Annotated in this window: 24 protein-coding genes; 14 read left to right on the plus strand and 10 right to left on the minus strand. The window is 72.1% G+C overall.

Going from position 1 to position 26206, the window contains the following annotated elements; translation table 11 throughout:
- The first annotated feature begins 301 nt into the window (after positions 1–301).
- On the plus strand, positions 302–829 hold the full coding sequence (locus FRADC12_RS04995) for an NUDIX domain-containing protein (protein WP_045875753.1): 528 nt from the start codon (positions 302–304) through the stop codon (positions 827–829).
- Here the strand turns inward: FRADC12_RS04995 and FRADC12_RS29185 are convergent.
- A complete protein-coding gene (locus FRADC12_RS29185; RefSeq protein ID WP_084010453.1) occupies positions 807–1082 on the minus strand; it encodes an Lrp/AsnC ligand binding domain-containing protein in 276 nt (91 codons plus the stop codon). The genes FRADC12_RS04995 and FRADC12_RS29185 overlap by 23 nt on opposite strands.
- Positions 1083–1377: 295 nt before the next feature.
- Here FRADC12_RS29185 and FRADC12_RS33740 point away from each other — a divergent pair, with 295 nt between their 5' ends.
- The 4 genes from FRADC12_RS33740 (at position 1378) to FRADC12_RS05010 (ending at position 4953) form a co-directional block, all read left to right on the plus strand.
- The gene (locus FRADC12_RS33740; RefSeq protein WP_255355168.1) at positions 1378–1500 is read left to right on the plus strand and encodes a hypothetical protein; all 123 of its coding nucleotides are present in this window, start codon (positions 1378–1380) and stop codon (positions 1498–1500) included.
- Positions 1501–1563: 63 nt separating this feature from the next.
- The gene (locus FRADC12_RS05000) at positions 1564–2889 is read left to right on the plus strand and encodes a low temperature requirement protein A (protein WP_052710689.1); all 1326 of its coding nucleotides are present in this window, start codon (positions 1564–1566) and stop codon (positions 2887–2889) included.
- 240 nt (positions 2890–3129) lie between these two features.
- Positions 3130–4017: a transglutaminase-like domain-containing protein gene (locus FRADC12_RS05005; RefSeq protein ID WP_084010454.1), complete on the plus strand. Its 888-nt coding sequence runs from the start codon at positions 3130–3132 to the stop codon at positions 4015–4017.
- Positions 4018–4182: 165 nt separating this feature from the next.
- Positions 4183–4953 carry a VOC family protein gene (locus FRADC12_RS05010; protein WP_045875755.1) on the plus strand — a complete coding sequence of 257 codons (771 nt, stop codon included), beginning with the start codon at positions 4183–4185 and terminating at the stop codon, positions 4951–4953.
- A 457-nt stretch (positions 4954–5410) separates the two neighbouring features.
- Here the strand turns inward: FRADC12_RS05010 and FRADC12_RS05015 are convergent, their stop codons facing one another.
- Positions 5411–8392 (minus strand): AfsR/SARP family transcriptional regulator, encoded by a 2982-nt coding sequence (locus tag FRADC12_RS05015; RefSeq protein ID WP_232303620.1) that lies wholly within the window; start codon positions 8390–8392, stop codon positions 5411–5413.
- Positions 8393–8488: 96 nt separating this feature from the next.
- On the opposite strand from FRADC12_RS05015, the gene FRADC12_RS05020 reads away from it, so the two are divergent.
- A complete protein-coding gene (locus FRADC12_RS05020; RefSeq protein ID WP_045875756.1) occupies positions 8489–9469 on the plus strand; it encodes an NAD(P)-dependent alcohol dehydrogenase in 981 nt (326 codons plus the stop codon).
- 72 nt (positions 9470–9541) lie between these two features.
- Here FRADC12_RS05020 and FRADC12_RS05025 read toward each other — a convergent pair whose 3' ends face one another.
- The 3 genes from FRADC12_RS05025 to FRADC12_RS30870 form a co-directional block, all read right to left on the minus strand.
- Positions 9542–11497 (minus strand): M13 family metallopeptidase, encoded by a 1956-nt coding sequence (locus FRADC12_RS05025; RefSeq protein ID WP_045875757.1) that lies wholly within the window; start codon positions 11495–11497, stop codon positions 9542–9544.
- Between the two features lie 131 nt (positions 11498–11628).
- On the minus strand, positions 11629–12081 hold the full coding sequence (locus FRADC12_RS05030) for a YdeI/OmpD-associated family protein (RefSeq protein ID WP_045875758.1): 453 nt from the start codon (positions 12079–12081) through the stop codon (positions 11629–11631).
- A gap of 138 nt (positions 12082–12219) precedes the next feature.
- On the minus strand, positions 12220–12423 hold the full coding sequence (locus tag FRADC12_RS30870) for a hypothetical protein (protein ID WP_045875759.1): 204 nt from the start codon (positions 12421–12423) through the stop codon (positions 12220–12222).
- 146 nt (positions 12424–12569) lie between these two features.
- On the opposite strand from FRADC12_RS30870, the gene serA reads away from it, so the two are divergent.
- Entirely contained in the window at positions 12570–13766 is a 1197-nt protein-coding gene (gene serA, locus FRADC12_RS05040) for a phosphoglycerate dehydrogenase (protein ID WP_045875760.1), read from the plus strand.
- 31 nt (positions 13767–13797) lie between these two features.
- On the opposite strand, the gene FRADC12_RS05045 is transcribed toward serA, so the two are convergent.
- Positions 13798–14181, minus strand: coding sequence for an acyl-CoA dehydrogenase family protein (locus FRADC12_RS05045; RefSeq protein ID WP_045875761.1), 384 nt, complete (start codon positions 14179–14181; stop codon positions 13798–13800).
- Positions 14182–14893: 712 nt separating this feature from the next.
- Between FRADC12_RS05045 and FRADC12_RS05050 the strand changes: the two genes are divergently transcribed.
- The 5 genes from FRADC12_RS05050 (at position 14894) to FRADC12_RS05070 (ending at position 20274) form a co-directional block, all read left to right on the plus strand.
- Positions 14894–16180, plus strand: a complete 1287-nt coding sequence (locus FRADC12_RS05050) for a ferredoxin reductase family protein (protein ID WP_349305846.1) — start codon at positions 14894–14896, stop codon at positions 16178–16180.
- A 262-nt stretch (positions 16181–16442) separates the two neighbouring features.
- Positions 16443–16910 (plus strand): FMN-binding protein, encoded by a 468-nt coding sequence (locus FRADC12_RS05055; protein WP_232303621.1) that lies wholly within the window; start codon positions 16443–16445, stop codon positions 16908–16910.
- Between the two features lie 2 nt (positions 16911–16912).
- On the plus strand, positions 16913–17920 hold the full coding sequence (locus tag FRADC12_RS05060; RefSeq protein WP_349305847.1) for an FAD:protein FMN transferase: 1008 nt from the start codon (positions 16913–16915) through the stop codon (positions 17918–17920).
- Between the two features lie 137 nt (positions 17921–18057).
- Positions 18058–18738: a response regulator transcription factor gene (locus FRADC12_RS05065; protein WP_045875763.1), complete on the plus strand. Its 681-nt coding sequence runs from the start codon at positions 18058–18060 to the stop codon at positions 18736–18738.
- Positions 18739–18753: 15 nt separating this feature from the next.
- Positions 18754–20274 carry a sensor histidine kinase gene (locus FRADC12_RS05070; RefSeq protein WP_045875764.1) on the plus strand — a complete coding sequence of 507 codons (1521 nt, stop codon included), beginning with the start codon at positions 18754–18756 and terminating at the stop codon, positions 20272–20274.
- Positions 20275–20697: 423 nt separating this feature from the next.
- Here the strand turns inward: FRADC12_RS05070 and FRADC12_RS05080 are convergent, their stop codons facing one another.
- Positions 20698–21027 carry a cupin domain-containing protein gene (locus FRADC12_RS05080; RefSeq protein ID WP_232303622.1) on the minus strand — a complete coding sequence of 110 codons (330 nt, stop codon included), beginning with the start codon at positions 21025–21027 and terminating at the stop codon, positions 20698–20700.
- A 121-nt stretch (positions 21028–21148) separates the two neighbouring features.
- Here FRADC12_RS05080 and FRADC12_RS05085 point away from each other — a divergent pair, with 121 nt between their 5' ends.
- On the plus strand, positions 21149–21757 hold the full coding sequence (locus FRADC12_RS05085) for a TetR/AcrR family transcriptional regulator (RefSeq protein WP_045875766.1): 609 nt from the start codon (positions 21149–21151) through the stop codon (positions 21755–21757).
- 126 nt (positions 21758–21883) lie between these two features.
- Here FRADC12_RS05085 and FRADC12_RS05090 read toward each other — a convergent pair whose 3' ends face one another.
- On the minus strand, positions 21884–22597 hold the full coding sequence (locus FRADC12_RS05090; protein ID WP_045875767.1) for a hypothetical protein: 714 nt from the start codon (positions 22595–22597) through the stop codon (positions 21884–21886).
- A gap of 72 nt (positions 22598–22669) precedes the next feature.
- Positions 22670–22918, minus strand: a complete 249-nt coding sequence (locus FRADC12_RS29195; RefSeq protein WP_349305848.1) for a protein kinase domain-containing protein — start codon at positions 22916–22918, stop codon at positions 22670–22672.
- Between the two features lie 507 nt (positions 22919–23425).
- On the opposite strand from FRADC12_RS29195, the gene FRADC12_RS05095 reads away from it, so the two are divergent.
- Complete coding sequence (locus FRADC12_RS05095) at positions 23426–23788, plus strand: nuclear transport factor 2 family protein (protein WP_232303623.1); 363 nt, start codon at positions 23426–23428, stop codon at positions 23786–23788.
- An 89-nt stretch (positions 23789–23877) separates the two neighbouring features.
- Here FRADC12_RS05095 and FRADC12_RS05100 read toward each other — a convergent pair whose 3' ends face one another.
- On the minus strand, positions 23878–26043 hold the full coding sequence (locus tag FRADC12_RS05100; protein ID WP_157488693.1) for a WD40 repeat domain-containing serine/threonine protein kinase: 2166 nt from the start codon (positions 26041–26043) through the stop codon (positions 23878–23880).
- Positions 26044–26206: the final 163 nt, after the last annotated feature.

Genomic DNA, 26206 nt, shown 5'->3' on the forward strand with positions numbered 1-26206 from the left:
CCCTCCCCCGACGAGGATGCCCACGCGCGTGACCGCCTGGCGACGACCGGAGACCTGCCCTGGCGTACCCATGAAGCGGTTAACGTCGGCAATGCCCATTCGGTACCCATTTTAGGGTCAGGCGGGGCCCGTCGCAGGCCGCTAAGCTGTTCTTCCCGGCGACATCGGGTCTTCCCGGCCACATCGGGTCTTCCCGGCCACATCGGATCTTCCCGGCCACATCGGGCCCGCTGGCCGGCTGGAGCCGGACCAGGCTGTCCCGCGGCCCCCGCACCGTCCGCGGGGATTATGGTCAGGGCCCATGCAGAATTCGTTTTGCTCGTACTGCGGTAGCCGCTATCAGCCCGATGCGACGTGGCCCCGGGTGTGCGCCGCGTGCGGCGAAACAACGTGGCGCAACCCACTCCCGGTAGCGGTTGCCCTGCTGCCGATCACGATCCCCGAAGGCGGGTCCGGCCTCGTCGTGGTGCGCCGCGACATCGACCCGGGCCGCGGCGAGCTCGGGTTGCCCGGCGGCTTCATGGAGGCCGGCGAGGTCTGGCAGGAAGCCGCCGTACGGGAACTGCGCGAGGAGACCGGAATCCTCGCGGACGCGGCCGATGTCCGCCTGTTCGACGTGCACAGCGGGCGCGACGGCGGGGTCCTGCTCGTGTTCGGCCTGCTGCCCGAGCGGCCGCACGCCGACCTGCCGCCGGTGACGGCGTCGAACGAGACGGTCGAATGGCTGGTGGTCACCGAGCCGCGACGGCTCGCGTTCCCGACCCACACCGACGCGATGGCGTCCTTCTTCGCCAGGAAGAAGGGGCTCACGGCGGCGCCCACGACCTGAGCCAGGCTGAATCGAAAGGCCGCCGCGGCTCAGGGAGCCGCGTTGTTCGACAGCGGAGCGGCAGCGGTCGAGCTGGGACCGGCGTCGAGACCACGATCGAGCTGACCGTCTGGCCGTAGCCGAGAGACCGGTCGAGCACCGGTTGCAGGCCCTCGACGCTGGGGGCGTGGACCATCAGCAGGAAACAGTCCTCGCCGGTGATCCGGTAGCACTCGCTGACCTGGCCGGTGGCAGGGCCGCGGCAAGATAACAGTCCGGATTGATCAAACTACACTTCCAGTCTGGTCGGGCCTGGAGAAGTGCTTAGAGTTGATCAGGAAACCCAGCAACCACAGGCGGTTCACGTCGCTGCCGGCCTATCCGTGCCGGCCGAATCCGACTACCTTGAGTAGTCATGCGCTGCCGAGAGCGATCTCGCCGCAGCCCTGGGCCGGTGGAGCGGGCGAGCGCCGCGAGCTTTTCCAGCCGCCCAGGGATCGGACGGACGAAGGCCGTTGTCGGGAGGCCGAGGGTGCCGGGGTCGACCTCCATCCGAAGCCGCCGCCACGGTGACCGGCCTGGTCGTCCTGCGCCAGGTGCCGACCTGGCCCGACCTCGCTGGAATCGTCCTCGTCGCGACCCGCGTCGCCCTCCACCAGCCGGCCGCGGGGCCGCGCCCGACCAGGGACTGAGACGGCGAGAGCGTGCGCCGGCGACCTTCGGGGAAGATCCGTGGCCGCGCCTATGCTGCCCACATGGAGCCCGGTCCGTCCCTGCCCGCCGAGCCGGTGCCCGCCCAGCCGGAGGTCCCGCGTCAGGTCCCGGCACCGCCACCCGGCAGCCGGCCTACCGACGACGCGGCCGGCAAAGGCGGCGCGGACGCCGGCCCTCCTTTCGTCATCCCGAACATCCCGCTGATCCGGAGCCGGGCCGCCGGCGAGCAGCGGGCGACGTTCTTCGAGCTGTTCTTCGACCTGGTCTACGTCTTCGCCGTCACGCAGCTCTCGCACTACCTGCTCGCCGACCTGAGCTGGCCCGGCGCCGCCCGGGCGACGTTCATGCTCGTCGTCATCTATTGGGCGTGGAACTACACGACCTGGATGGCGAACTGGTTCGACCCGCGCACGGTCACCGTCCGTCTTGTCCTCGTGTTCGTGATGATGGCGAGCCTGCTGATGTCCATCGCCGTGCCGGATGCTTTCGGCGGGCGTGGGTTGCTGTTCGCGGCCAGCTATGTGGCGCTGCAGGTGGTGCGGAACGTCTTCGTCGTCGTGGTCTGCCCGACCGGCGCCTTCCGCCGTAACTTCGGGCAGATCCTGGCCTGGAGCCTCCTGACGGCACCACCATGGGTGATGGGCGCGCTCGTGGACGGCAACGCGCGCTGGGGTCTTTGGGGCGTCGCGCTGCTCGTCGACCTCGCGGCGCCGCTGGTTCTGTACTGGCTGCCGGGCCTCGGCTCGACCCCGACGAGCCAGTGGCAGGTCGAGGGCAACCATTTCGCCGAGCGTTTCCAGCTCTTCGTCATCATCGCGCTCGGGGAGAGCATCGTTCTCGCCGGCGCGACCGCGTCCGAGTCCAGGCTCACCGCCACGGTCGCCGTCGCGCTCGGGGTCGCGTTCCTGCTGTCGACGGCGCTGTGGTGGCTGTACTTCGGCCAGGTGTCCGAGGTGGTGGCACGGCGGATCGGCCTCAGCGCACCGGCCGAGGCGGGCAAGCTCGGCCGGGACGTCTACACCTACCTGCACCTGCCGGTCATCGCCGGCATCGTGCTGGCCGCCGTCGGGCTGGAACTGGTGATCGCGCACCCCGAGGAGCCCATCGGCCTGTCCGGCGCGCTGGTCGCGTTCGGCGGCCCGGCGCTGTTCCTCGCCGGCCTCGCCACCTGCTGCGCCCGGGTCGGCCGCCGGCACGCGTGGTGGCCGGTCGGGGTCGCCGTCGCGCTGCTCGCCGCCGTTCCCCTCCTGACCGCGCTCGACCGGCTGGCCGCCATGGGCATCCTGACCGCCGTCCTGGTCACGTCCGCCGCCGTTGAACAGTCCCGCGGCGACTCAGCGGCCGACGGGCAGTCCCGCCTTCCTTAGGTCTAATCGTGTCGGGCCGGGGCGACCCGCACATCTGGCAGAATGGCGGACTGGCTGGGAAGTGATGAACGTCGAGACGAGGTCGGCGTCATTGCCGGTCGAGACATCCGGCAGCGCGGGCCGTCGGGGTTGGGCAGCCATCATGAGGCAGACGATGTCCACTCTCGAACCGCCAGATCCTTCCGGAATCGGTGGCCGTCGCGTCAGGATTCGGACAAATGCCGGCGCGGAGCCGTCGAGATGACCAGTCCGTACCCTGCCAACCAGTGGGCGCGCGTCCCACCCGCTTCCGCCGACGCGGGCCGGGTGGTCAGCTGTGACCTCATGTTCGGCGTCGAGGAGCCCGCGGACATCGCCTTCCAGATCGCCGTCGCCCGGGCTGGCCGGATACACGCTGAACGGCTCGACGTGGCGACCGAGGCGAAGCCGCTTCCCCGGCCCACCGAACTGTCTGGACCGCACGGTGGCCGCCTGCATCTGCTGCGCGCGCCGCGGGGGATCCTCTCGGTGTCCTACCGAGCGGAGCTCGTGGGTCCGGAGACCGAGCAGGCCGAGGTCCGCGCCAGCCCCGCCGGCGGCCAGCTCACCATGGAGCAGCTGACCTTCCTGCGGCCGAGCCGATACTGCCCGTCGGACCACGTCGTCGGTCTCGCGGTCGCCGAGTTCGGCGGCCTGCCGCCGGGACGGGCCCGAGTGGAGGCGATCACGAGCTGGATTCATCACCGGGTCGCCTATGTCATCGGTTCCAGTGCGGTCCACGACTCGGCCGAGGACACGTTGCTCACCGGACAGGGCGTGTGCCGTGACTTCGCCCATCTCGGTATCACGCTGTGCCGGGCACTCGAGATACCCGCCCGCTTCGCGGCCGTCTATGCGCCTGGGCTGAGCCCGATGGATTTCCACGCCGTCTTCGAGGCCTGGGTCGACGGTGAATGGCGGGTCTACGACGCGACCCGCAAGGTCCCGCGGTCCAGTCTGGTCCGGATCGCCACCGGCCGCGACGCCGCCGACGCCGCCTTCGCCGACGTGCTGGGGGGCATCGCCAGCCTCCATTCCATCGAGGTCACCGCGACGGTCACCGGAAATCTCCCCGTTGACGACCACCAGGCGGACGTCCACCTCTACTGACAGCTCGTCCGAAGCCGGGCCGGCGAATCCCCGCGCGGCTCGATCGGCAGCCGCACGGTTCTGTCGTAGGCGCCCGCTACCGTCCCTGACCAGGACGCGGGTGGCTTCCGTCACAGCGCCTAGCAGGTCACTTTGTCTGGTGACCGCCCCTATCAGGAGGTTGGCATGGCCGAATTCACCTCTTACGAGCCTGGGACACCGAGCTGGGTCGATCTGGCCAGCTCGGACCTCGCCTCGTCCAAAGCCTTCTACGGCGCGCTCTTCGGCTGGGAGGCGCAGGACGTGCCCGACCCGGCCGCGGGCGGCTACGGCTTCTTCCTGCTGCGTGGCAAGCTGATCGCCGGCTACGGGCCGACGATGGCGCCCGGCCAGCCGTCGGCCTGGGCGACCTACGTCCAGGTCGACGACGCCGACAAGACCGCCGAGGCGGTGCGGGGTGCCGGCGGCTCGGTGGTCGCCGGGCCGGTGGATATCCCCGGCGGCGCCGGGCGGATGGCCGTGTGCACCGACCGGGAGGGAGCGTTCTTCTCGGTCTTCCAGCCCGACCAGCACAAGGGCGCGCAACTGGCCAACGAGCCCGGCGCCTTCTGCTGGAACGAGCTGGACAGCCGGGACATCGACGCGGCGAAGGCCTTCTACCCGGCCGTGTTCGACTGGACGGTCGAGGGTAGCGCCGACGGCGGCTGGGAGTACTACGAGTGGAAGCGCGGTGGCACCGCCACCGTCGCCGGGATGATGCCAATGCCGCCTGGCGTCCCGGCTCAGGTTCCGCCGTACTGGGTGACGTACTTCGGGGTCACCGACACCGACGCGGCCGTCGCCGAGGCTGGCCGGTTGGGGGCGACCACCGTCGCCGGGCCGATGGACAGTCCGGCCGGCCGGCTCGCGGTGCTCAGCGGTCCCCAGGGCGAGGTTTTCGCGATCATCAAGCTCTGACGGCTGCGAAACCGGCGCGGCGTCCGGGCGACGGCCAGCGGCCACGGGTACTCGTGGCCGCTGGCCGTCGAGGAGAGCCCGGTGCCTGCTGTAGGAGCACTGCACGTTTGCGGATGGGACCGGCCACCGCAATTGTCTGGTAGGTGTATCTGGCCTCGCTCTGGGAAGGGACCGCGAGGCATATCGCGGACGCCTCCATGCCTCACCCAGCCGGTGACCGGCACGCGGCGCCGTACCCACAATCTACCCAGGAGGAGACCGAGTGCGCACCAAGTAACCGCCGATTCCTACGCCATGCTCGCGCTTCGCCGTTGTCGGCGACCAGGACGTCGGACTCGCGGGCAGGTCTCAATCCCGGCCGGCCTGTTCGGCCGCGGCGATGAGGCTGGACTCGACGAGGTCGAAGGGCGTCCAGTCGCGCCACGGCGGGGCGGCCAGTGGGGCCGGCCCGGCTGTGTCATACCCAGGCTGGCGGGGTGAGGTCGGTCAGCACGGCGCGGATGTATTCGAGCGCCTCGTGGTCGTCGAGGGCCGGCTCGGGCGGTCGCTGGCCCGCGGCGTCGATCGTCTGTCTGGCCTCCGCCACCAGCGTCGCCCAGTACGGGGCGACCCGGTCCAGGTGGCGCAGCACCCGGTTCGCCTCGGTCAGCCGGCCGATCGTGGTCATCATGTTGACGAACTCGACCGCGGTGACGCAGATCGCCTGCATGTTGCCGCTGTCGAGCAGCTCGTCGACGTGCTCGCGCAGGATGTCGTACGCGCGGGCCCGGTCGCCCCGCCGGAAGTACGTGCGGGCCTCGACGCACCGGTTCGGCGAGTGGGTGCGCGCGGGCACCTCGACCGCGATGGCCGCGCCGAGCAGCTCCTCGGCGCGGGCCGGCCGATTCTGGAGCAGCGCCGAGTATCCGAGCAGCAGCAGGGCCATGTTGAGCAGCGTCGGCGGGCCGACCGCGCGGTAGCGCTCGACCAGCGCGCCGACGGTCGCGTCACCCTCGTCGAACCGGCCGCCGAACACGTGCGACGCGCCGACGTCGAGCTCCAGATGCTCGGCCAGGTCGTCGTCCCCCCGGGCGCGGAACCACGCGATCAACGGCGGGGTGAGGATCCCGAGCGCCGGGAAGTCCTGCCCCACGGAGGCCAGCCCATGCTGGACGGCGACGGCGACGATCCCGCCGGCCGACGGGTCGGCTTCGGCGGGCTCGGCCGGGATGGCTCGCGGAGCCTGCCGAGCCAGCAGCCGGTCGAACGCCGCCGGCTCCTGGGCGAGCTTGTACCGCTGGCCAGCCCAGACCAGTCCGAAGGCGACGACAGCGACGTCCTCGGCCGGGGTCAGCGCGAGCAGCCGCTCGACCCAGTCACCCAGCTCGCCGCGGTTACGGCGCGGGATCTCGGTGACGAGCGGCCGGACCAGCGCGTAGGCGAGGCGTCGGTCCGCCCGCCGGACGGCCCAGTCGAAGGCCGACCGCAGGTTCGGCCACAGCTCGTCGAGATCGGTGACACCGACGGCCTCGTCCGGACCCAGCAGCAGGCGATGGATCGCGGCGACCCGGCCGGCGCACCAGGCCGCGTGGCGGTCGGCCGTCAGGTCGGTCTCGCCCGCCTGGGCGAGCCGCTCGACGGCGAAGTGCCGGATCGGTTCGAGCAGCCGGAACCGCCGCCGCGCCAGTCCAGGTTCGGCGACGACCATCGACCGAGCGACCAGCCCGGCCAGCGCCTCGTCGACGTCGCCGGCGTCGAGCGCGGCCGCGTCGCCCGCGACAGCCGTGGCCGCGGGCAGGTCGAAGGCCCCGATGAAGGCGGCGAGGCGGCGCAGCAGAGTCCGCTCGGGCGGGGTGAGCAAGTCGTACGACCACTGAATGGTCGCCCGCATCGCGCGGTGCCGACCAGTGCCGGCCTGCCCTCCGTCGACCGTGACCAGCAGGCGCAGCTGGTCGTCGAGCCGGGCCAGCAGGTCGGCGGGACGCAGCGTCGTCGTCCGGGCGGCGGCCAGCTCGATCGCGAGCGGCACACCCTCCAGCCGCCGGCAGATCTCGGTGACGGGATCGTGCCCGCGCGGCCCGGCCCGCGACCCGCCGTTCGAAGCGGCCGGGTCAGCGCCAGCCGGGTCACGGGGCGCCGACAGCGCCGCGGCGCGTTCCTGGAAGAGCTCAACACCGGGACCGTCCGGCTCCAGCGGCCCGACGGGGACGACCCGCTCGTGGCCGCCGCGCAGGCCGAGCCGTTCCCGCGAGGTGACCAGCACCCGGGTGTGCGGGCAGCCGTCGGCCACCGCCTGCGCGAGCGCCGCGGCGCCGGGCAGCACGTGCTCGCAGTTGTCGAGGACCAGCAGCGTGCGCCGGGACCGCAGCGCGGCGACGACGGAGCCGGTCAGGCCGCGCCCCGCGCTCTCCTTGACGCCCAGCGTCGCGGCGACGGCGCGTGGGACGTCCGCCGCCGAGCCGGCCTCGACGAGGTCGACCAGCCAGGCGCCGTCCGCGTCGTCCTCCCGACCGGCCGCGGCGAGGGCGAGGCTGGTCTTGCCGATCCCGCCCGGCCCGACCAGCGTGACCACCGGCCAGGAGGACAGCGCCAGCCGGACGGCCGCCAGGTCCGCGTCCCGGCCGATGAGCCGGCCGAGCCGTAGCGGCAGGTTGCCCGGCCGACCGGGCGGGGGTGCCGGGATGGCCAGCCGGCTGTCCTGGCCGAGGACCATCGCCTCCAGCGCACGCAGCCGCGGGCCGGGCTCGACGCCGAGTTGCTCGACGAGGTGGCGGCGCGCGGTCTGGTAGGCGCCCAGGGCGTCGCCCTGCCGTCCGGTCCGGTACAAGGCCGTCATCCGCAGCGCCCAGAGCTCCTCGCGGGCGGGATGGCTCGCGGTCAGCTCGGCCAGCCGCCCGAGGGCCGCGGCCGGGTCGGTCTCGATCCGCCCGGCGAGGTCCGTCTCGACGGCGACGAGCCAGCGTTCCTCCAGCCCGTCGACGACGGCGGCCAGACCCGGCGCCACCCGTAGGCCGGCCAGCGGCGCGCCGGCCCACTCCACGAGCGCGGCGGCGGTGTCACCGGCCTCGACGAGCCGGGCGAACCGCAGGGCGTCGACGGCGTCGGCCGGCACGTCGAGCCGGTAGGCGGCGCCGACCGTGGTGATCGCCGCCGGGCCGAGCGCGCGCCGTAGCCGGGCGACGTACGAGTGCAGGGTCCGCTCGGCGGTGCGCGGCCGGTCCGCTCCCCACACGAGGTCGACGAGCCGGGCCACCGACAGCGCCGTTCCCGGCGACAGTGCGAGCGCGGCAAGCAGCGCCTGGCACCGCGGCGGGCCCACCTCCACCGGCTCGCCGTCGCCAGCGAAAGCGCCGACGCCACCGAGCAGCCGGACGCGGACGCCGGACCCGATCGCGCCGCCGGGGGTCATCAGCGCGGCCACCGCCTTCTCACCCGTACGGGTGGTTTTCGGCTCAACCATAACGCAACAGATCTTCGACCGAGGCCCGACGCCGGCCGAGGACCGTGGTCATGGGATACCGAGACCAGGAGGCGCGATCGTGACAGGGCCCAGATCGTGAAGGCCATCGTCCAGGACCGGTTCGGCCCGCCGGACGTGCTGCGGCTGGCGGACGCCGACGTTCCCCGGGTCGGCGCCGGCGACGTGCTGGTGCGGGTACGCGCGGCCGGGCTGAACCCGTACGACTGGCACATGCTGCGCGGCGACCCGTACGTCGCCCGGCTGATGGGCGGCGTCGGTGTGTGGCGGCCCAGGTCGCGGGTGGCCGGTCTCGACGCCGCGGGAACGGTCGAGGCGGTCGGCGCGGACGTCGACGGGGTCGAGGTCGGCGACGACGTGCTGGCCTTCTGCCCCGGCGCGCTCGCCGAGTACGCGCTCGTCGGGCCGCCGGGCGCGTGGGCGCCGAAACCGGCGAACCTGACGTTCGAGCAGGCGGCCGCGGTGCCGCTGGCGGCCCTGACCGCGCTGCGGGCGGTGCGGGACGCGGCGGGGCTGACCGCCGGACAGCGGCTGCTCGTCAACGGGGCCGCCGGCGGCATCGGCACCTTCGCCGTCCAGCTCGCGGCCGGCCTGGGCGTCGAGGTCACGGGGGTGTGCAGTGCCCGCAACGTCGAGCTGGTGCGTTCGCTGGGCGCGGCGCACGTCGTGGATTACGAGGCGCAGGACGTCCTCGGCTCAGCCGAGCGGTACGACGCGATCCTGGACAACGTCGGCAACCTGCCGGCGCACCGGCTGCGCCGGCTGCTGGCCCCCGGCGGGATCCTGCTGCTCAACGGCGGCGGCGCGCCGGGCCGGGTGTTCGGCGCCGTCGGCAGGTTCGCCGGTGGCGCCGCCCTCGGCCTCGTCGTCCGCCAGCGGATCCGGCCACTGGTCGCGAAGCCGAACGGGGCCGACCTGCGCACCCTCGCCGGCCTGCTCGAAGCCGGCAGCCTCGTCCCCGTCCTCGACCGCGGCTGGGCGCTGCCCGAGGCCGCGGACGCGCTGCGCCAGGTCGAGGCCGGCCACGCCCGCGGGAAGGTCGTCGTCACCATCGGCTGACCGGCCGGCGGCCGCCCCGGCGACGGTTCGCGAGGGCCGGGGCGGTCGGGCCGGCCGGAGGAGCCGGGCGGTCTACCAGATGCGGACCCGGTCGGCCGGCTCCAGCCAGAGCCCGTCGCCGGGGGCCGTGTCGAACACGTCGTGGAACTCGTCGAGATTGCGCACGATGTTGGCGCGCAGCTCCGGCGGGCTGTGCGGGTCGGTGGTGAGGTACTGCCGCTCCAGCTCCAGCCGGCGCTTGGTCCGCCACACGTAGGCCCAGTTCATGAACAGCCGCCGCCGGTCCTCGCGGGCCGCGGCGCCGCCCTGGGAGATGACGTACGCCACGTGGGCGATGGTCAGGCCGCCGAGGTCACCGATGTTCTCGCCGACGGTGAGGGCGCCGTTGACCTTCTCCCCCGGCAGGTTGCGCGGCTCGAACCCGTTGTACTGCTCGACCAGGGTCTTCGACTTCACCTCGAAGGCCGCCTTGTCGGCCGGGGTCCACCAGTCGTTGAGGTTGCCGGCGCCGTCGTACTGCGCACCCTGGTCGTCGAAGCCGTGGCCGACCTCGTGGCCGATGACCGCGCCGATGCCGCCGTAGTTCTCAGCCGGGTGGGCGTCGGGGCTGAAGAACGGCTTCTGCAGGATGCCGGCCGGGAAGCAGATCTCGTTGGTGCCCGGGTTGTAGTAGGCGTTCACGGTCTGCGGGAGCATGAACCACTCGTCGCGGTCGACCGGAGCGCCGATCTTGGCGAGGTCCCGGTCGGTCTCGAACGCGGAGGCGGCCTGGGCGTTGCCCATCAGGTCGTCGCGGCGGACCACGAGCTTCGAGTAGTCGCGGAACCGCTCCGGATAGCCGATCTTGGGCCGGAACGTCTCGAGCTTCTCGTACGCCCGCTGCTTGGTCTCCTCCGTCATCCAGTCCAGCTGGGAGATCGACGAACGGTAGGCCGCGAGCAGGTTCGCGACCAGGTCGTCCATCTGCGCCTTGGCGCGCGGCGGGAAGTGGCGGGCGACGTACTCCTTGCCGACGGCCTCACCGATCGAGCCCTCGACGAACGACACGGCCCGCTTCCACCGCGCCCGCAGCTCCGGCGTACCGGAAAGCGTGCGGCCGTAGAAGTCGAAATGGGTGTCCACGAAGGCGTCGGGCAGATAGGGCGCCGCCGAGCGCAGCACGTGGCTGAGCAGCCAGTCGCGCCAGACGTCGATCGGCGTCTCGGTCAGCACGTTCGAGAGGTGCTCGAAGTACGACGGCTGGCGCACGCAGACCTCGGCCAGCGTGGCGTGCGCGCCGGCCAGCTGACCGCCGAGGCCCGTGACGTAGGCGTCCCATGCGAATGCCGGGCAGAGCGCGGCCAGTTCCTCGGCCGTCTTCAGGTTGTAGGTCCTCTGGACGTCCCGGGTCTCGGCCCGCTCCCAGTGGCCCTTCGCGAGCAGCGTGTCCAGCGCGAGGACCCGCTCCGCGGCACCCTGCGGGCCGGGATGCTCGGCCAGCCCGAGCATCCGGGTCAGGTAGCCGACGTACTTCGCGCGGATCTCGGCGAACTTCTCGTCCCGGTAGTACGACTCGTCCGGCAGGCCGAGGCCGCCCTGGACCAGATGGAACAGGTAACGGTCGGAATTGCGGTCATCGGTGTCGACGTAGCTGCCGAACAGTCCGCTGCCGCCGCCCCGCTCGAACTCGCCGAGGAACGCGGCGAGGCCACGCACGTCGCTCAGGCCGCTCACTGCGGCCAGCACCGGCCGCACCGGGTCCAGGCCGAGCGCCTGGACCGCCTCGGTGTCCTGGAACGAGTTGTAGAGGTCGGCGATCTTGCGCACGTCCTCGGACTGCGCGGAAGGGTCCTGCGCGGCGAGGTCGGTGATGATGTCGCGGACCTGCTGCTCGGCGGCGTCGGCCAGCTGCACGAACGGGCCCCAGCTCGAACGGTCGGACGGGATCTCCGCCTCGACGAGCCACCGGCCGTTCACGTGGCCGAAGAGGTCGTCCTGCGGTCGGACGTCGAGGTCCATGCCCTCGCGGGCGTCGTCGAGGATGCTCACAGAACGGAAGTCTCCAGTCGATTGGGCGTTCAGGGAAGCGTCACACCAAGAAACGTCCGGTCATCCGGTGCCTTGTGCTCGCGCGGGCTTGGACCCTCGTTGTTGGGCTCGACAACCGACCGGGCCGCGCCTCAGCGGGTGCGGCGGCCGGCGCTGAGACCTTCGACGGTCTTCGTGATCCGGGTCTGGCGGGTCTCGGGCTTCTTCGCCTCGTCGACCGACCGGACCCACTCCTTGCGATGAGTGAACGCGAGCCCGTCGAAGGTCGCCTGCGCGGCGGGTACCTCGGCGATCGCCGCCGCCAGGTCGGCCGGCACCTCGACGAGCCGCGGCGCGGCCTCCAGGACCAGCTCCACGTCGGCCTCGTCGCCCGCGGCGGCCTCGGCCGCGCGCCGGTCCTCGGCGGGAAGCGGGATGAGGTATCTGCCGCCCATCGAGCCGACGGTGGTCTGGTAGGAGTGCGGCCCGATCGTCACGGTCACCTTCGGCCGCTTGCCGCTGTTCAGCCCCGCCAGGATGTCCGCCGGCACCTCGATGCCCGTCGCGGTGGCGCCATGCAGCTCGACCGTCGCCCGGAATCTCACCCGCCCAGTATGGCCGTCGCACCACCACACGGTGCCCGAGAGGCACGGCCCACTCGGCTCCGGACCACTCTCGAACGGGCCCCTCGACCCGGCGTTGACCAGGGCCCTGGGTGAAGCCGGGCACCGCGAAGCGTTCGGCTACCGCCGCCGGACCGTCTCCCGCAGCGAGTGAGGTGGACCGTAGAGAGGGCCGGTGCCCAGCTGGCAGCCGGCGGCGGCGAGCTCGCGCGCCTGGGCGGGGTTGGCGATGCCGGTCGTGACGATGGCCAGGTCGAGCCCGGGAGGCGGCGGCGAGAACGGCGTCGCGGACCCCGCGGGCGTGCGGCGCGGAGTGCGCGGCATCGAGATCGGCGGCGGGCGGCGGGCGCTGCCGTGTGTGCGCGGCCCGGATCTCGGGTGCCTCCCCCGCGGCGCGGCTCCTCCCGACGACCGGCCCGGAGCTTCGTAGACTTCGGGAGAACTGTCACCAGCTGATGAGGGCCCCTGCCGTGCGTGCGCTACTGCTAGAGAACGTCCACCGGGACGCCGCGACGATCCTCAAGACCGCCGGCGCGGAGGTGGAGACGATCGACCGGGCGCCTGACGACCGGGCACTGGTCGCGGCCCTGGCCGGGGTCGAGCTGCTCGGGATCAGGTCGAAGACCGAGGTCACCGAGGCGGTGCTCGACGAGGCGCCCGACCTGCTCGCCATCGGCGCGTTCTGCATCGGTACCAACCAGGTCGATCTCGGGGCCGCGAGCGAGCGCGGCATCGCCGTGTTCAACGCCCCGTTCTCCAACACCCGCAGCGTGGTCGAGCTGGCGCTCGCCGAGATCATCGCGTTGACCCGGCGGCTGATCCCCAAGAACACCGGCATGCACGCGGGCGTCTGGGACAAGTCGGCCGAGGCTGCCCACGAGGTCCGCGGCCGGCGCCTGGGCATCGTCGGCTACGGCAACATCGGCGCTCAGCTGTCGGTGCTGGCCGAGGCGCTCGGCATGAGCGTGTACTTCTACGACACCGCGGACAAGCTGGCGCTCGGCAACGCGCGGCGCTGCGACAGCCTCGACGACCTGCTCGCGGTCGCCGACGTCGTGACGCTGCACGTGGACGGGCGTGCCGGCAACAGCGGGATGTTCGGTGCCAAGCAGTTCGCCCGGATGCGGCCCGGCAGCCTCTTCCTCAACCTCTCGCGCGGCTTCGTGGTGGACCACGTCGAGCTGCGCGCGCGGATTCAGAGCGGCGACCTGGCCGGCGCGGCGATCGACGTCTTCCCACACGAGCCGGCCGGGCGCGGCGACGAGTTCCGCTCCGAGCTGCGCGACCTGCCGAACGTGATCCTCACGCCGCACATCGCGGGCTCGACCGAGGAGGCCCAGCAGGACATCGGCCGCTACGTCGCCGGCAAGCTGCGGGACTACCACCTCGACGGCGGCACGTCCATGAGCGTCAACCTGCCCCATCTGTCGCTGCCGCCGCGGCCGGGCGGACGTCGGATCGCCCACCTGCACCGCAACGTCCCAGGCGTGCTCGCGAAGATCAACAGCACGCTCGCCGAGCACAAGGTCAACATCGACGGCCAGCTCCTCGACACCCGCGGCGAGTACGGGTACGCCCTGACCGACATCGCCGTCGACTACCCGGCAGCCGTCCTCGGCTCACTGGCCGCGATGCCGGAGACGGTCCGGGTGAGGCTGCTGGGCTGAGGGACGCGCCCCAGGAGCGCATCGCCGCAGGTCACAGGAGCGGAAGGCCGCCCCGCGCGACCAGCTGCGCGGCGATCACGTTGCGCTGGATCTCGTTGGTGCCCTCACCGAGGATCATCAACGGCGCGTCGCGGAAGTACCGCTCGATGTCGAACTCCGTCGAGTAGCCGTAGCCGCCGTGAATCCGCATCGCGGCCAACGCGATCTCCATGGCGACCTCCGAGCAGTGGAACTTGGCCATGCCGGCTTCCAGGTCGGCCCGCTCCCCCGTGTCGTAGCGGCGCGCGGCATACAGGAGCTTCTCGGGATAGGCGTTCGCGTGTTCGAGCTCCCGCGCGACCGGCCGTACCTCGTCGTCCACGAACTCCCGGACCACCTGGACGACAGCCCGCTCATCGGCACCAAGGTCGAACATCCACTCCGCCTTTCGCAGCCGGCCACGTCCTGCGCGTGGCGGACGGTGGGCGGGCCCCAGGGCGCCCACCAAGCTTGGTCGCCATCGTTCGTCAGGCTAGGCGCGTCGACGCGCCAGCGGCGGCGGGCAGTGACCGGCGCGTTCATGGTGCTTCGACGGAGGCTGGCGATCCAACAGACCCGATCGCTGTCACGCCGGTCGGTGGCGGCGTCCGCGTCGCTGGAGGACCGCGTGGCGAGCTCGACCGGGCCGATCGGTCCTCCAGGAGACAGGTCGCCGCGCCGATTTGCCCGCCCGTCGGGACGTGCCGACCGCGCCGGCCCTCGACCTGCGGTTGGACCGCCGGCGTTTGTGCCTGTTCGGGCGCTCGTGCCGGCGCGGCGAACGGTGACTCCCGGGCTTCTCCTAGATTCTTCCCAGGGAATTCCCAGCTTCCGCCGCCATCGTCGGTGTCATGAGCGCCAGCCAGGTCCCGCCGGACGAAACGATGACGCCTCCCGCGCGGACGGCGACCTCCAGTCCGACCCGCGGCCGGGTGGCCGGCGGGTTGCCGACGATGCCCAGCCAACGTGGCGACGCCCCGACGATGACGGCGTCCTCGCGGCGATCGGACGCTCGTCCAGTTCTGGTCGGGGGAGGTGGACCGTCGTCGAGCTGGGTTGCTCGGCGATCGGCCGGCTGGCGAGGCCGGCTCGCGGTCCGGGTCGGACTCGTGGCCTGGGGCCTTGTCGTCGTGTCGCTGTGGTGGACGAGCACCTCGGGGAGCAGCGTCCACGGCGGCGCCGCCGTCCTGACCAGTCTGGGCCGGGTCAGTGGCCTGCTCGCCGCCTATCTGATGCTGGTCGAACTGCTGCTCATGGCGCGCGTACCAGTTCTGGAACGCGCCGTCGGGCTCGACCGGCTGGCTGCCTGGCACCGTGGCCTGGGGACGAACATCGTCGTTCTCATGGTCAGCCACGTTCTGCTGATCGTGTGGGGATACGGGCTGGCTGACCATCATCAGCCCGTCGCCGAGTTGTTCACGGTCATCACGACCTATCCGGAGATGTGGAAGGCCACGATCGGCACCCTGCTCTTCGTCGCCGTCGCGGTGGCCAGCGCCCGTCGCCTGCGCCCACGGATCTCCTACGAGCTCTGGTACCTGCTCCACCTGACCGTCTATGCGTCAGTCCTGCTGGTCTATGGCCACCAGACGGCGAACGGCGCGGAGTTCGTCGGCCATCCGGTGAACCGCACGTTGTGGCAGCTCATGTACGTGACCGTCGCCGCCTGCCTGGTGATCTGGCGGCTCGCCCTGCCGCTTGGCAGGGTCGTCCGTCACGGGATGCGGGTGGAGCGGGTGGTCGAGGAAACGCCCGGCGTCGTCTCGGTCTGGATCCGGGGCCGGCATCTGGACCGCCTGGGGGTCCAGCCGGGCCAGTTCCTACTCTGGCGGTTCCTCGCACCGGGCCACTGGCTGACGGCCCATCCGTACTCGCTGTCCGCCAGGCCGCGGCCGGATCGGCTGCGGATCACGGTCAAGGCCGCAGGTGACCATTCGGGCGCGATCGCGCGTCTTCGCCCCGGCACGTTCGTCGCCGCCGAGGGACCGTTCGGACACTTCACCGCCGACCGGGCAACTCGCGGCAAGGCACTCCTCATCGCCGGTGGCAGTGGGATCGGGCCGGTACGGGCGCTCGCCGAGGATCTCGCCGCTCGCGGCGACGACGTCATCGTCGTCCACCGGGCACGTGACGCACGGGAGCTGGCGCTGTGGCCGGAGCTCAGGCGGATGGCCCAGGAACGACGCCTGCGGGTACACGGCGTCGTCGGCTCCCGCAGGGAGCTCGGCTACGACCCGCTCGCCGCCGACCTGGTCGAGGCGTCGGTGCCCGACGTCCTCGCGCGGGACGTCTTTATCTGCGGCCCGACCGGCCTGACCCATGGACTGGTCCGTTCGCTCCGGCTCCTCGGCCTGCCGGACGAGCAGATCCACACCGAGGACTTCTCCCTTCGGTGACGCCCCGCCGTCCTGGATCTCGTTCGTGTTCGTCGCTCTCGGCTGGTCGGATCGGTCTTTCTCAGCTGTCGGAAGGAGGTGAGCGGCGCCTCGCGCTGGCCCCGGCCAGCTGTACCTGGCGCCGCGATCCCGTATGAATCTCAACGCCGGGAAGGCCTATCGGGCTCGCCTTGGTCTTGCCAGTCTGCTTGGTGTCGTGGTGGTAGCCGTGGCCGGCAGAGCGGCGGCGGGACACGACGAGCAGACGGCCGCGGAAGTCTCCATGCCAGGCGCGACGACGCAGGCGGGACAACCGGCGTCGAGCGACAGTCCCAGTCCCGCCGCGGCCACCACGAGTCCGGCCTCCGCGTCGGCGGCCTCCGCGACGCCCACCGCCGGGTCGGCCGCGGCGGCCACCGCGGGCGCGTCGTCCGGCACGGGATCCTCGGGGTCGACCGGCACAGGGACGACCGGCACGCGGACGGTCGTCGGCGACGTCGAGGACACCCGCTACGGAGCGGTGCAGGTCGAGCTCGTGCTCTCTGGGCGGACCATCACCGACGTCATCGCCCTGCAGGTGCCGAACCGGGAAAGGCGCGACATCGAGATCAACGATCAGGCGGTGCCGATCCTGCGCCAGGAGGTGCTCGCCGCGCAGAGCGCCAAGATCGACGCTGTATCCGGTGCTTCCTTCACCAGCAGCGGATATGCGTGGTCCGTGCAGTCCGCTATCGACAAGGCCGGGCTCTAGCCGTGAGCGGCGGCCCGACGGCGGGGCCCGACGGCGCGGAGCGGCCGGGCCGGGTCCTGGCCGAGCCCGTGATGGGGACGGTCGTCAGCATCGACATCCGCTTCCCGGCCGAGCCGGCGCCCTCGGGCTGGGCCTCGGCACCCGGGCGGGAGCCCGCCGCCGTGGAGGCGGCCATCGCGGCTGCGGTCGGCGCGCTGCACCGGGCGGACGAGGACTTCAGCACCTTCAAGCCAACGTCGTGGGTGTCGAAGCTCCGCCGCGATGAGATCAGCCTCGAAGACTGCCCGAAGCAGGTCGGGGAGGTGTATCGGCTCGCCGCCACCTGCCGAGACCGGACCGGTGGCTGTTTCGACCCTGGGTGGCGCGCCGACGGCACGCTCGACCCGACCGGTCTGGTCAAGGGCTGGGCCGCGGACATGGCGTCGGCCGCGCTGACGGCCGCTGGACTGACGACCCACTGCGTCAACGCCGCGGGCGACCTCCGAGTCCGGGGAAGGCCAGGCCCGAGGAGGCCGTGGCGAGTCGGCATCGCGGATCCGTTCCACCGTGGGCGGTTCGTGGCCGTCGTAGCAGGATCGGAACTGGCCATCGCCACGTCCGGCACCGCGGAACAGGGAGATCACATCGTGAACCCGCGAACGGGCGCGTCTGCTTCGGGTCTCGCCTCGGTGACCGTCGTGGGGCCGGGTCTCGCTGAAGCCGACGCCTACGCCACGGCGGCCGTTGCCGCCGGGCGGGACGCGCTGGGCCTGCTCACGGACCTTGCCCGGGATGGATGGGAGTGGCTTGCCGTCGCGGACTCGGGGGAGCTGACCTGTTCGGCCGGTTTCCGGCGGGGTGCCGACGGCCTCGTCGTGGCGGGCTTCGCCGAGGCACCACCTGACAGCCCGGTCCCTGCCGAGGCCAACGCGCACCCGATCCTCCGACCCGCACGCGTTTCCCTGGTCCCGACCACGTCGCCCGTCGCGACCGCCATCCCCACGGCCGCGTTCGTCCCGCGCGGCGGATGACGGTGCGTCTGCCGTCGAGCGCCCTGCCCGTCCCCGTGTCCGGGAGCCACACTGGGCAGGTGACGCCGCCCTCACCGACGAACACTTCGCCAGCCGCCCCGGATTCACCGGGGGACACCACGGACGAGCGACCACGGGTGCTGGTCGTCGACGACGAGGAGGCAATCACCGATCTTGTCGCGATGGCCCTTCGGTATGAGGGATTCGAGGTCGACACCGTGCAGTCAGGTCAGGCCGCGTTGACCAGGGTCGCGCTCACCCCGCCGGATCTTCTGGTCCTGGACGTCATGCTCGCCGACCTTGACGGCTTTGCCGTCTATGAGCGGCTGCGCAGCGCTGGACATGACGTTCCGACGCTGTTCCTGACCGCTCGCGACACCACTCAGGACAAGGTTCGTGGTCTGACGCTCGGTGGCGACGACTACGTGACCAAGCCATTCGCCGTGTCCGAGCTGGTCGCACGGGTCCGCGCGATCCTTCGGCGCACCGGAACCGCGGCAGCCGGCGAGGACGGTCCGGCTCCGCTGCGTTTCGCCGACCTCGATCTCGACCCACGAACGCGCGAGGTCCGCCGGGCGGGGCGGCTCGTCGAGCTGACCGCCACCGAGTACCGCCTGCTCCACTACCTGATGACCAATGCCCGCACCGTGCTTACCCGGGCCCAGCTACTCGGCCACGTCTGGGGCCACGACTTCGGCGGCGACGGCGGTGTCCTCGAGACCTACATCAGCTATCTGCGCCGCAAGACCGACAACGTCGAGCCGCCGTTGATCCACACTGTGCGCGGGGTCGGCTACGTGCTTCGCCTGCCCCGCTGAGCTGGGACAACCGCCGTGTCGCTGCGTGCACGCCTCCTCCTGGCCCTGGTCGGGCTACTCGCGGTAGGCCTGTCCTTAGGAGCCGTCGGCACGCACGACGCGCTGCGGTCCTACCTGATGAGCCGGTTGGACCAGCAGGTGCGCGACGCCCATCCGGTGATGGAACAGACGCTGCTGCGCGGCACGCCCTACGGTGACAATGATGATCTCGGCCACGGCGGGGGCCCGGACGGCCGGTCGGACGGTGACGAACAGAACCCGCGGTTCGGTAGCTCCTACCTGGTGGGGACCTACGGTGCGCTGTATGACAGCGCCGGACACCGGCTGCTGGAATCCAGCCCCGGCCCGGGCGGTGAACGCACGCCGACCGAGCGGCCGGCCATCACGACACGCCAGCTTGCCACTGCCGAGGTCCACCCGAAGCTGGCGACCGTTCCGCTGTGGAGCGTTCCGGCGGCCGGCAACCGCGACGCCCGCTTCCGGGTGCTGGCCGAACGTTTCACCAGCGGCGACGTGCTCGTGGTCGCGGTCCCGTTCACGGAGCTGGACGCGACGCTGGATCGCGTCGCGAGAATCGAGATCATCGGGAGCTCCGTCGTGATGGCGGTGCTGGCGGCACTCGCCTACGTCATCATCAGGCTGGGCCTGCGCCCGCTGACCCGTATCGAGCAGACGGCGGACGAGATCGCCTGGGGCGACCTGACGAGGCGGGTCACCGACACCAACCGGCGCACGGAGGTCGGCCGGCTGGGCCGCGCCTTCAACGCCATGCTCAGCCAGATCGAGGCCGCCTTCCGGGCACGGGAGGCCTCCGAGCAGCGCCTGCGCCGCTTCGTCGCGGACGCCAGCCATGAGCTGCGCACCCCGTTGACCTCGATCCGCGGCTACGCCGAGATGTTCCACCGTGGCGCCGCCGACCGGCCCGACGACCTGGCGATGGCGATGCGCCGCATCGAGGACGAGTCCGCGCGCATGTCGAACCTGGTCGACGACCTGCTGTTGCTGGCGCGGCTGGACCAGGAGCCCGCGGCCGAACGGGAGCCCGTCGACATCGCGGCGATGGTCCGTGATGTCGTCACCGACGCCCGGGCGGTCGCCCCGAACCGCCCTGTCGCGGCGGACGTGCCACCGTTCCTCGAGATCATGGGCGATCAGAGCCGGCTGCGCCAGGCAGTCGGCAACCTCGTACGCAACGCGCTCGTGTACACCCCGGCTGACACGCCAGTCTCTATCGAGATCACCACGGTCGAACCCGCCCAGCAACGTGCGAGAACCGCCTCGGCGGACCAGACCGCCGACCTCGGCAAGGTCGTCATCGCGGTCATCGACCATGGCCCCGGGATCCTGCCGGAGGCCACGGACCACATTTTCGAGCGCTTCTACCGCGCCGACGAGGGCCGATCCCGCGATGCCGGTGGCTCCGGTCTGGGCCTGTCCATCGTCGCCGCCGTCGCCGCCGCCCACGGCGGCAGCGTGGCCCACGAGCCCACGCCCGGCGGCGGCGCCACCTTCCGCCTGACCATCCCGCGCGGCTGATCGTCGAAATTCCCATTACACGGTCACGACCGACTACCGCGTCACCAGCGACCTGCGGATCCCGATGCGGGACGGCGTCGTCCGCTGACCTCGAACCGGTAGCCGACGCCGGGCAGCACCGGAACGAGCAGGGCACCCAGATCGAACCGGCGGACCGCCTGGCTCGGCAGGTCAGCCAGGGCGTACGGACCGTCCTGCGCGGCCGGCGCGGTCTCTGGCCCCGACGCGGATTCGCCGCGCGGGGCCCGCCGCCGGGACCTGGGTACGGACGTCGGGTCAGGATCGCCGTCGCGACCCGGCCACCGCCAGCGGACCATCACGAACCTCCCGCACACGCCGGATCTCCGCGCCGCCGCCCAGCCATGGGCGCATCAGTCCGACCGGTCGCCGGCCCTCGCCGCGAGACCAGGCCCGCGGGACCGCTCAGTTACCGCTGGGGCCCAGGACCGCGGCGGCGGGCCGGCCGGTGGATCGGGGTTCCTTCAGCTCGATGAAGATCGAGTGGGTGTCGGTGTCGCCGATGTTCTCGCCGCTGTGCTGTTGGGCGTCGAGCCAGCGCGCCTCTCCAGCGGACAGGTCGACCTCGACCTGCCGGCCGCCCGCGCTGATCCTGCGGCGGAACGCGGCCAGCGTGACCATCACGCTGTCGGGGTGCCGGTGGGGGCTGGTCTTGTCGCCGGGCCGGTCCCGGTACGCCAGAACTCGGACCCGGTCGTTCTCGAAGACCACCGAGTAGAGATCCGGGTCGGTCACAGCGGGATCCAGGCACATCGTCGCCTCACCAGCTCCCTCGTCGCGGTCATCCGCATCCGGTTGCGGGATCCACATCCCGTCATGGGACCTCGATCCCATGGGATGACAGTACCATGATGGGATGTCGGTTCCCTACGAGCTAGCGGGACGCAGACAGCAGAAGGCACGCACCCGCGACGCGTTGGTGTCAGCCACCCGCCGGCTGTTGGCGGACGGGGTGACTCCGACCGTGGAGGAAGCCGCGGCCGCGGCCGGGATCTCCCGGACCACCGCCTACCGCTATTTCCCCAACCAACGGGCCCTGCTGCTCGGGGCGCACCCTGAGATCCAGCACGAGTCCCTGCTGCCCGACGACGCGCCCACCGATCCGCTGGCCCGGCTGGACCAGGTGATACAGGCCCACCTACGCATCACCCTCGACTGGGAACCACAGCTACGCACGGCACTGCGGCTGTCCCTGGAGCCCGCCACCGACGCACCGCCACCGCTGCTACGCCAAGGCCGTGCTATCGGCTGGATCGAGCACGCCCTGGCTCCGCTGGCGTCTACCCACCCGGATCTCGACCTGCACCGGCTGGCGGTAGCGATCCGCGCCGCCGCCGGCGTCGAAGCGCTGATCTGGCTCACCGACATCGCCGGCCTGACCCGGAACCAGGCCGCCGACACCCTCCAGTGGTCCGCCCGCGCCCTCCTACAGGCCGCCCTCACCGGAAATCCGCCACCCTCATAGCCCCGCGCGCCAGGCGTGGCGCGAGTGACCGGTCCTGAAGCAGCTGGCGTCGCCGCCCGTGCGCAGGCGGCGACGCCCCGGCCGACGCCGTGACGCGTCACGGCCTCCGGAAGTTGTTCGCCCAGGTCAATGCCCCTGACCGTCTGGTCGCACCCCGCGGCTGGCTGGCGCGGCGTTGTCGTAGAACTCCTCGATGAGGCCCGTGACGAGGTGGCGCAGCGCGGGTGTCCGGACGGCGAGCGCGCCCTGGGTGAGGTCGTCGGCGTCGATGGGCAGGACGGCGGTGTGCCCATCGACGACGATCATCCGCGTCGGCAGCTCGGTGCTCTGGTGGATCTCGCCGACGGCTCCCAACCGCTCACCGACCTTGGCCGCGTAGGCCGCGAGCAGGTCCGGCGCCCAGGCCGAGGTGAACGCGACGCCGCGCGCCGCGGCGCGCAACGTGGCCTCGATCAGCCGGTCGTCGCGGTCTTCCGGCTCAGCCGGGCCGGCCAGGAGGAACAGCACCTCAGAGTGGGCGTGCTCGATGAGGTGGGCGATGTAGCCGGGGGCCTCGTGCCGGTCGAGCAGCGTGACCGCGCCGTCGAGCTGGCTGCCCGGGACGCCGGCGTCGGTGCCATCGTCCACGCACTGCTGTCGAGCCTGTCGGGCGAGCGCCGCGGCCCACTGGACGGCGAGCTCAGCGTCCTGACGAACCGGTTCCGCCCCAGGCGCGGGCAACTCGGGGTCGACGTGCGCCGGCGCCGGTTCGGACGCGATGTCCAGCAACCGGGCGGGCGCGGGAACAACAAGCCCCCGGGAGCGCTGACTGTCGCTGGCGTCGTTCGTGTGCGTGGACACGCCTCGTTCTCCCCATCACTTCTTGACCGGAGTGGTGCCGTTCATGCCGAAATGGGGTGAGCAGCATTTCCATCACGACCAGGCACCGGCTGTGGTCCTCGACATAGTCGTAGACCGCACGACGTGCGGATGGTCCAGCCTGGCCAGCACCTGTGCCTCGGCGGCGACCGTGCCCTTGGCCTCCATCACCTTGATGGCCACGGGCCGGCCCATCTGGCGGTGCGTTCCCGCCAGCACCTGCCCGAACGCCCCTGTCCCGAGCTGTTCACCCAGAACATATCCAGGTAGGGCTTTCGCTACCCGCCCCCGGTCGACAGTCACCGATCGTCCTGCCAGGTCGGTCGTCTCACTGCGTCTCCGTCAGGCGCCATCAGGAACGAGCCTAGCCGAGGGCTTTCAGGCCGTCTGGCGCGCCGGACGTGCTCAGGCTTTCCCAGCCGTCGGTCCTCGGCACTACCGCGCGGCTCGACAGGCGAGCCTCGAATCGCGGCCGACGGGGCTGGGGACTGCTCAGTGGGCAGTGGCCGCGTACCGGCTGGCCAGCCGGGAAAGGCCGCGCAGGCCGCGCAGGCCGCGCAGCGCGCTCGCCTCGTACGCGGAGCGGACGGCACCGCGACGCAGCGGCTCGGCGACGAGGTCGCGGGTGATCGCGTTCAGGTCGTGCGGGACGGCGCCGGGCCGCGCCGGACAGGCCAGCGCGCTGCCAGGCCTGCAGCAGGTCGGCCAGCACCGTCGGCGCCCCGGCCGGCTGTGGGCCGGCCCGGGCCGGTCAGGCGATCTCTTTGAGCAGGCCGGGCCACGTCGAACACGAAGCCCCGAACGGCGTCCTTGTGCGCCCAGCGGGCACTCGTCGCCGCATTCACCGACCTGGACGTCGACGCGCTCGTGGCGCTCAGGACGGACGACGCCTGGGTCCGGATGCCCCCGCTGCCGTCCAAGTACCGCGGCCGCACGGCCATCCGCCAGTTCTTCAGCGCCGTCCGCGCGCGGCTGCGGCGGATCGACCACCTGGCACCGGTTCGTGCGAACGGGCAGCCCGCCTGGGGCGAGTACCTCCGCGACCCGGTCACCGGCCGCCTCCACCTCGCCGGGATCCTCGTGATCGATATCGCCGGCGACCTGGTCCGTGAGATCACCCGGTTCGAGACGGCGATCGCCCCTTACCTCGGCCTCCCCCGAGCCCTTGGTTGACGAGGTCAGGCGTGACAGACACGGCCACGGACGCGGCCACCTGGACCCGCGGAAAGCCGAGTCATGAACACCAGGTCCGGTGGATCCCCTTACCAGACGTAGGCGAGGTGGTCGGCGCTGCCCGCGGCGAGGGTGCCGCTGCGCGGAGAGAAGGACAGCGCGTTCACGGCTCCACCAGGCCCGGTCAGGGGCTGGCCGACCGCGGTGGGTTCGCTGGGCTGGCTGACGTTCCACAGGTGGATGACCTTGTCGTCCCCCGCCGAAGCCAGTGTGCTGCGGTCCGGGGAGAACGCGACCGCCAGCACCGCGCCGCCGGCGCCGGCCGGCGGCCCGAGCTGGACGGGAGCAGTGGGCTGGGTGACGTCCCACAGGCCAAGCCCGCCGCTGTCCGCGCCGGCGGCGAGCGTGCGGCTGTCCGCGGAGAACGCGACCGACATCACGTAGCCGCCTGGTCCGGCGAGCCGCTGGCCAAGCGGCGCGGGGCTGCCCGGCTGGGTGACGTCCCAGAGCTGGATGTCACGGTGGTAGCCGCCGACCGCGAGAAGGTGGCCGTTCGGGGAGAAGGCCAGCGACCGCACCGAGTTGCCGTAACCGCTGAGGGGCTGGCCGAGGAGCGTCGCGCCCGCCGTGGTGACGTTCCAGAGGTAGACCTTGCCGTCGCCGCTGCCGGCGGCCAGCGTGTGCCCGTCCGGGGAGAACGCCACCGTACGAACCCAGTCGCCGGGTTCGGCCAGCGGCTGGCCCACTGGGGTGGGGGCCGCCGGCCGGGTGACGTCCCACAGGTAGACCTTGCGGTCGTCGCTGCCGGCGGCGAGCGTGTGCCCGTCCGGGGAGAACGCCACCGACGACACCCAGTCGCCGGGGCCGGTCAGCGGCTGGCCCAGCAGGGTGGGGGCGGCCGGCCGGGTGACGTCCCACAGGTAGATCCTGTGGTCGGTGCTGGCCGCGGCGAGCGTGTGCCCGTCCGCGGAGAACGCCACGGACTGCACCTTGTCGGTGGGGCCGACCAGTGCCCGGCCCGCGCCGGTGGGCAGCGCGAACGTGGGTGCGGCCGACGGGCTCGGGTCCTGGGCGACGCTCGCGGCGCCGGCAGCGCCCGAGCCGGTGCCCAAAACGTTGGTCAGGACGACGGCAGTCACCGCGGCGACGGCCACGACCACCAGCGCCGCGGCCAGCGCGACGGTGGACCGCTTCCGGCGCCGCCGGCCCAGGAGGAGTGTCGGGGGTGGCGGTGCCTGCTCGTCCGACGCGACAACGTCGCCGGACGAGGCGCCGCTGACGGACGGCGTCCGGGCGCGCTGGGGCACGGCAGGGGCCCTGGTCGTGTGGACCTCGCTGGCGTCGCGGCCGGCAGGAGGCTTCTGACGAGGGCCGGCCACGGCGGCGGGCGCGGGCGCCGCGGGCGCCGCGGGCGCCGCCGTGGCCGAGGACGGCCGGGCGCGATGGAGGAGATCGAACAGCTCGGCGGCGGAGGGCCGGTCGGCCGGGTCCTTGGCCATGGCGCGCGTGACCAGGGGCCGCAGCGCGTCGGGGAGGTTGTTCAGGTCGGGCGGGTCGTAGGCGACGCTGAGCATGACGCCAGGCAGCGAGTCGCCGGCGAACGGCGGGCGGCCGGCGGCGGCGAACGCCAGCACGGCGCCCCAGGCGTGGATGTCGGCCGCCTCGGAGACCGGGAGGCTCAGCGCCTGTTCAGGGGCCATGAAGGCGGGCGTGCCGATGGTCCCCTCGGTCAGCATGGTGGTGGAGTCCATCGCCCGCGAGATGCCGAAGTCGATGACCCTGGCCCCGAACGGCGAAAGCAGGATGTTGGACGGCTTGAGGTCGCGGTGGACGAGCCCGGCGGCATGGATCGCGCGCAGCGCGGTGGCGACCGCGGTGGCGAGCCACTCGATCTCGGCCGGAGACAGCGGGCCCCGCTCGCGGACACGCGCGTCGAGCGTGGGCCCCTCGATGTACTCGGTGACGAGGTACGGCTGGCTGCCCGCGGTGTCCACGTCGACGACCGGGGCGGTCGCCGCATGGGCGACCCGCTGCGCGGCGTTCGCCTCACGCAGGAACCGTTCCCGGAACTCCGGGATGCGGGCCAGGTCGGCGCGAATCACCTTGATCGCGACGAACGGCCCGGTGCCGTCGCGGCGGGCCAGGTAGACGCTTCCCATCCCACCGTCGCCGAGCCGCCCGACTACCTGGTACGGACCGAGCACACGCGGATCGCCCTCATCGAGGGTCTTCACCCCCGCCGGCAGCTCAGCCACCGACCCCCCCAATTAGAACCAACCGCCTGCCTGGTTCCTGTCCAGGGCGAAGGACGATTTCCCCGCACGAGTTATACCGGAACGGATGTCGGTCCGCAGCAGGCCCGGGCCCACGCGGGCCCGGGATCAGCGTCATTGGCGTGCGGCGTTGATGGCGTTTGGC

The organism is Pseudofrankia sp. DC12, from assembly GCF_000966285.1.
GTDB lineage: Bacteria > Actinomycetota > Actinomycetes > Frankiales > Frankiaceae > Pseudofrankia.

Coding starts and splice junctions, on each gene's coding strand:
- FRADC12_RS05010 (WP_045875755.1), top strand. CDS start 4,183: ATGGCCGAATTCACCTCTTACGAGCCTGGGACACCGAGCTGGGTCGAT.
- FRADC12_RS05000 (WP_052710689.1), top strand. CDS start 1,564: ATGGAGCCCGGTCCGTCCCTGCCCGCCGAGCCGGTGCCCGCCCAGCCG.
- FRADC12_RS05045 (WP_045875761.1), bottom strand. CDS start 14,181: ATGTTCGACCTTGGTGCCGATGAGCGGGCTGTCGTCCAGGTGGTCCGG.
- FRADC12_RS05015 (WP_232303620.1), bottom strand. CDS start 8,392: ATGGTTGAGCCGAAAACCACCCGTACGGGTGAGAAGGCGGTGGCCGCG.
- FRADC12_RS30870 (WP_045875759.1), bottom strand. CDS start 12,423: ATGCCGCGCACTCCGCGCCGCACGCCCGCGGGGTCCGCGACGCCGTTC.
- FRADC12_RS05005 (WP_084010454.1), top strand. CDS start 3,130: ATGACCAGTCCGTACCCTGCCAACCAGTGGGCGCGCGTCCCACCCGCT.
- FRADC12_RS04995 (WP_045875753.1), top strand. CDS start 302: ATGCAGAATTCGTTTTGCTCGTACTGCGGTAGCCGCTATCAGCCCGAT.
- FRADC12_RS05055 (WP_232303621.1), top strand. CDS start 16,443: ATGCCAGGCGCGACGACGCAGGCGGGACAACCGGCGTCGAGCGACAGT.
- FRADC12_RS05085 (WP_045875766.1), top strand. CDS start 21,149: ATGTCGGTTCCCTACGAGCTAGCGGGACGCAGACAGCAGAAGGCACGC.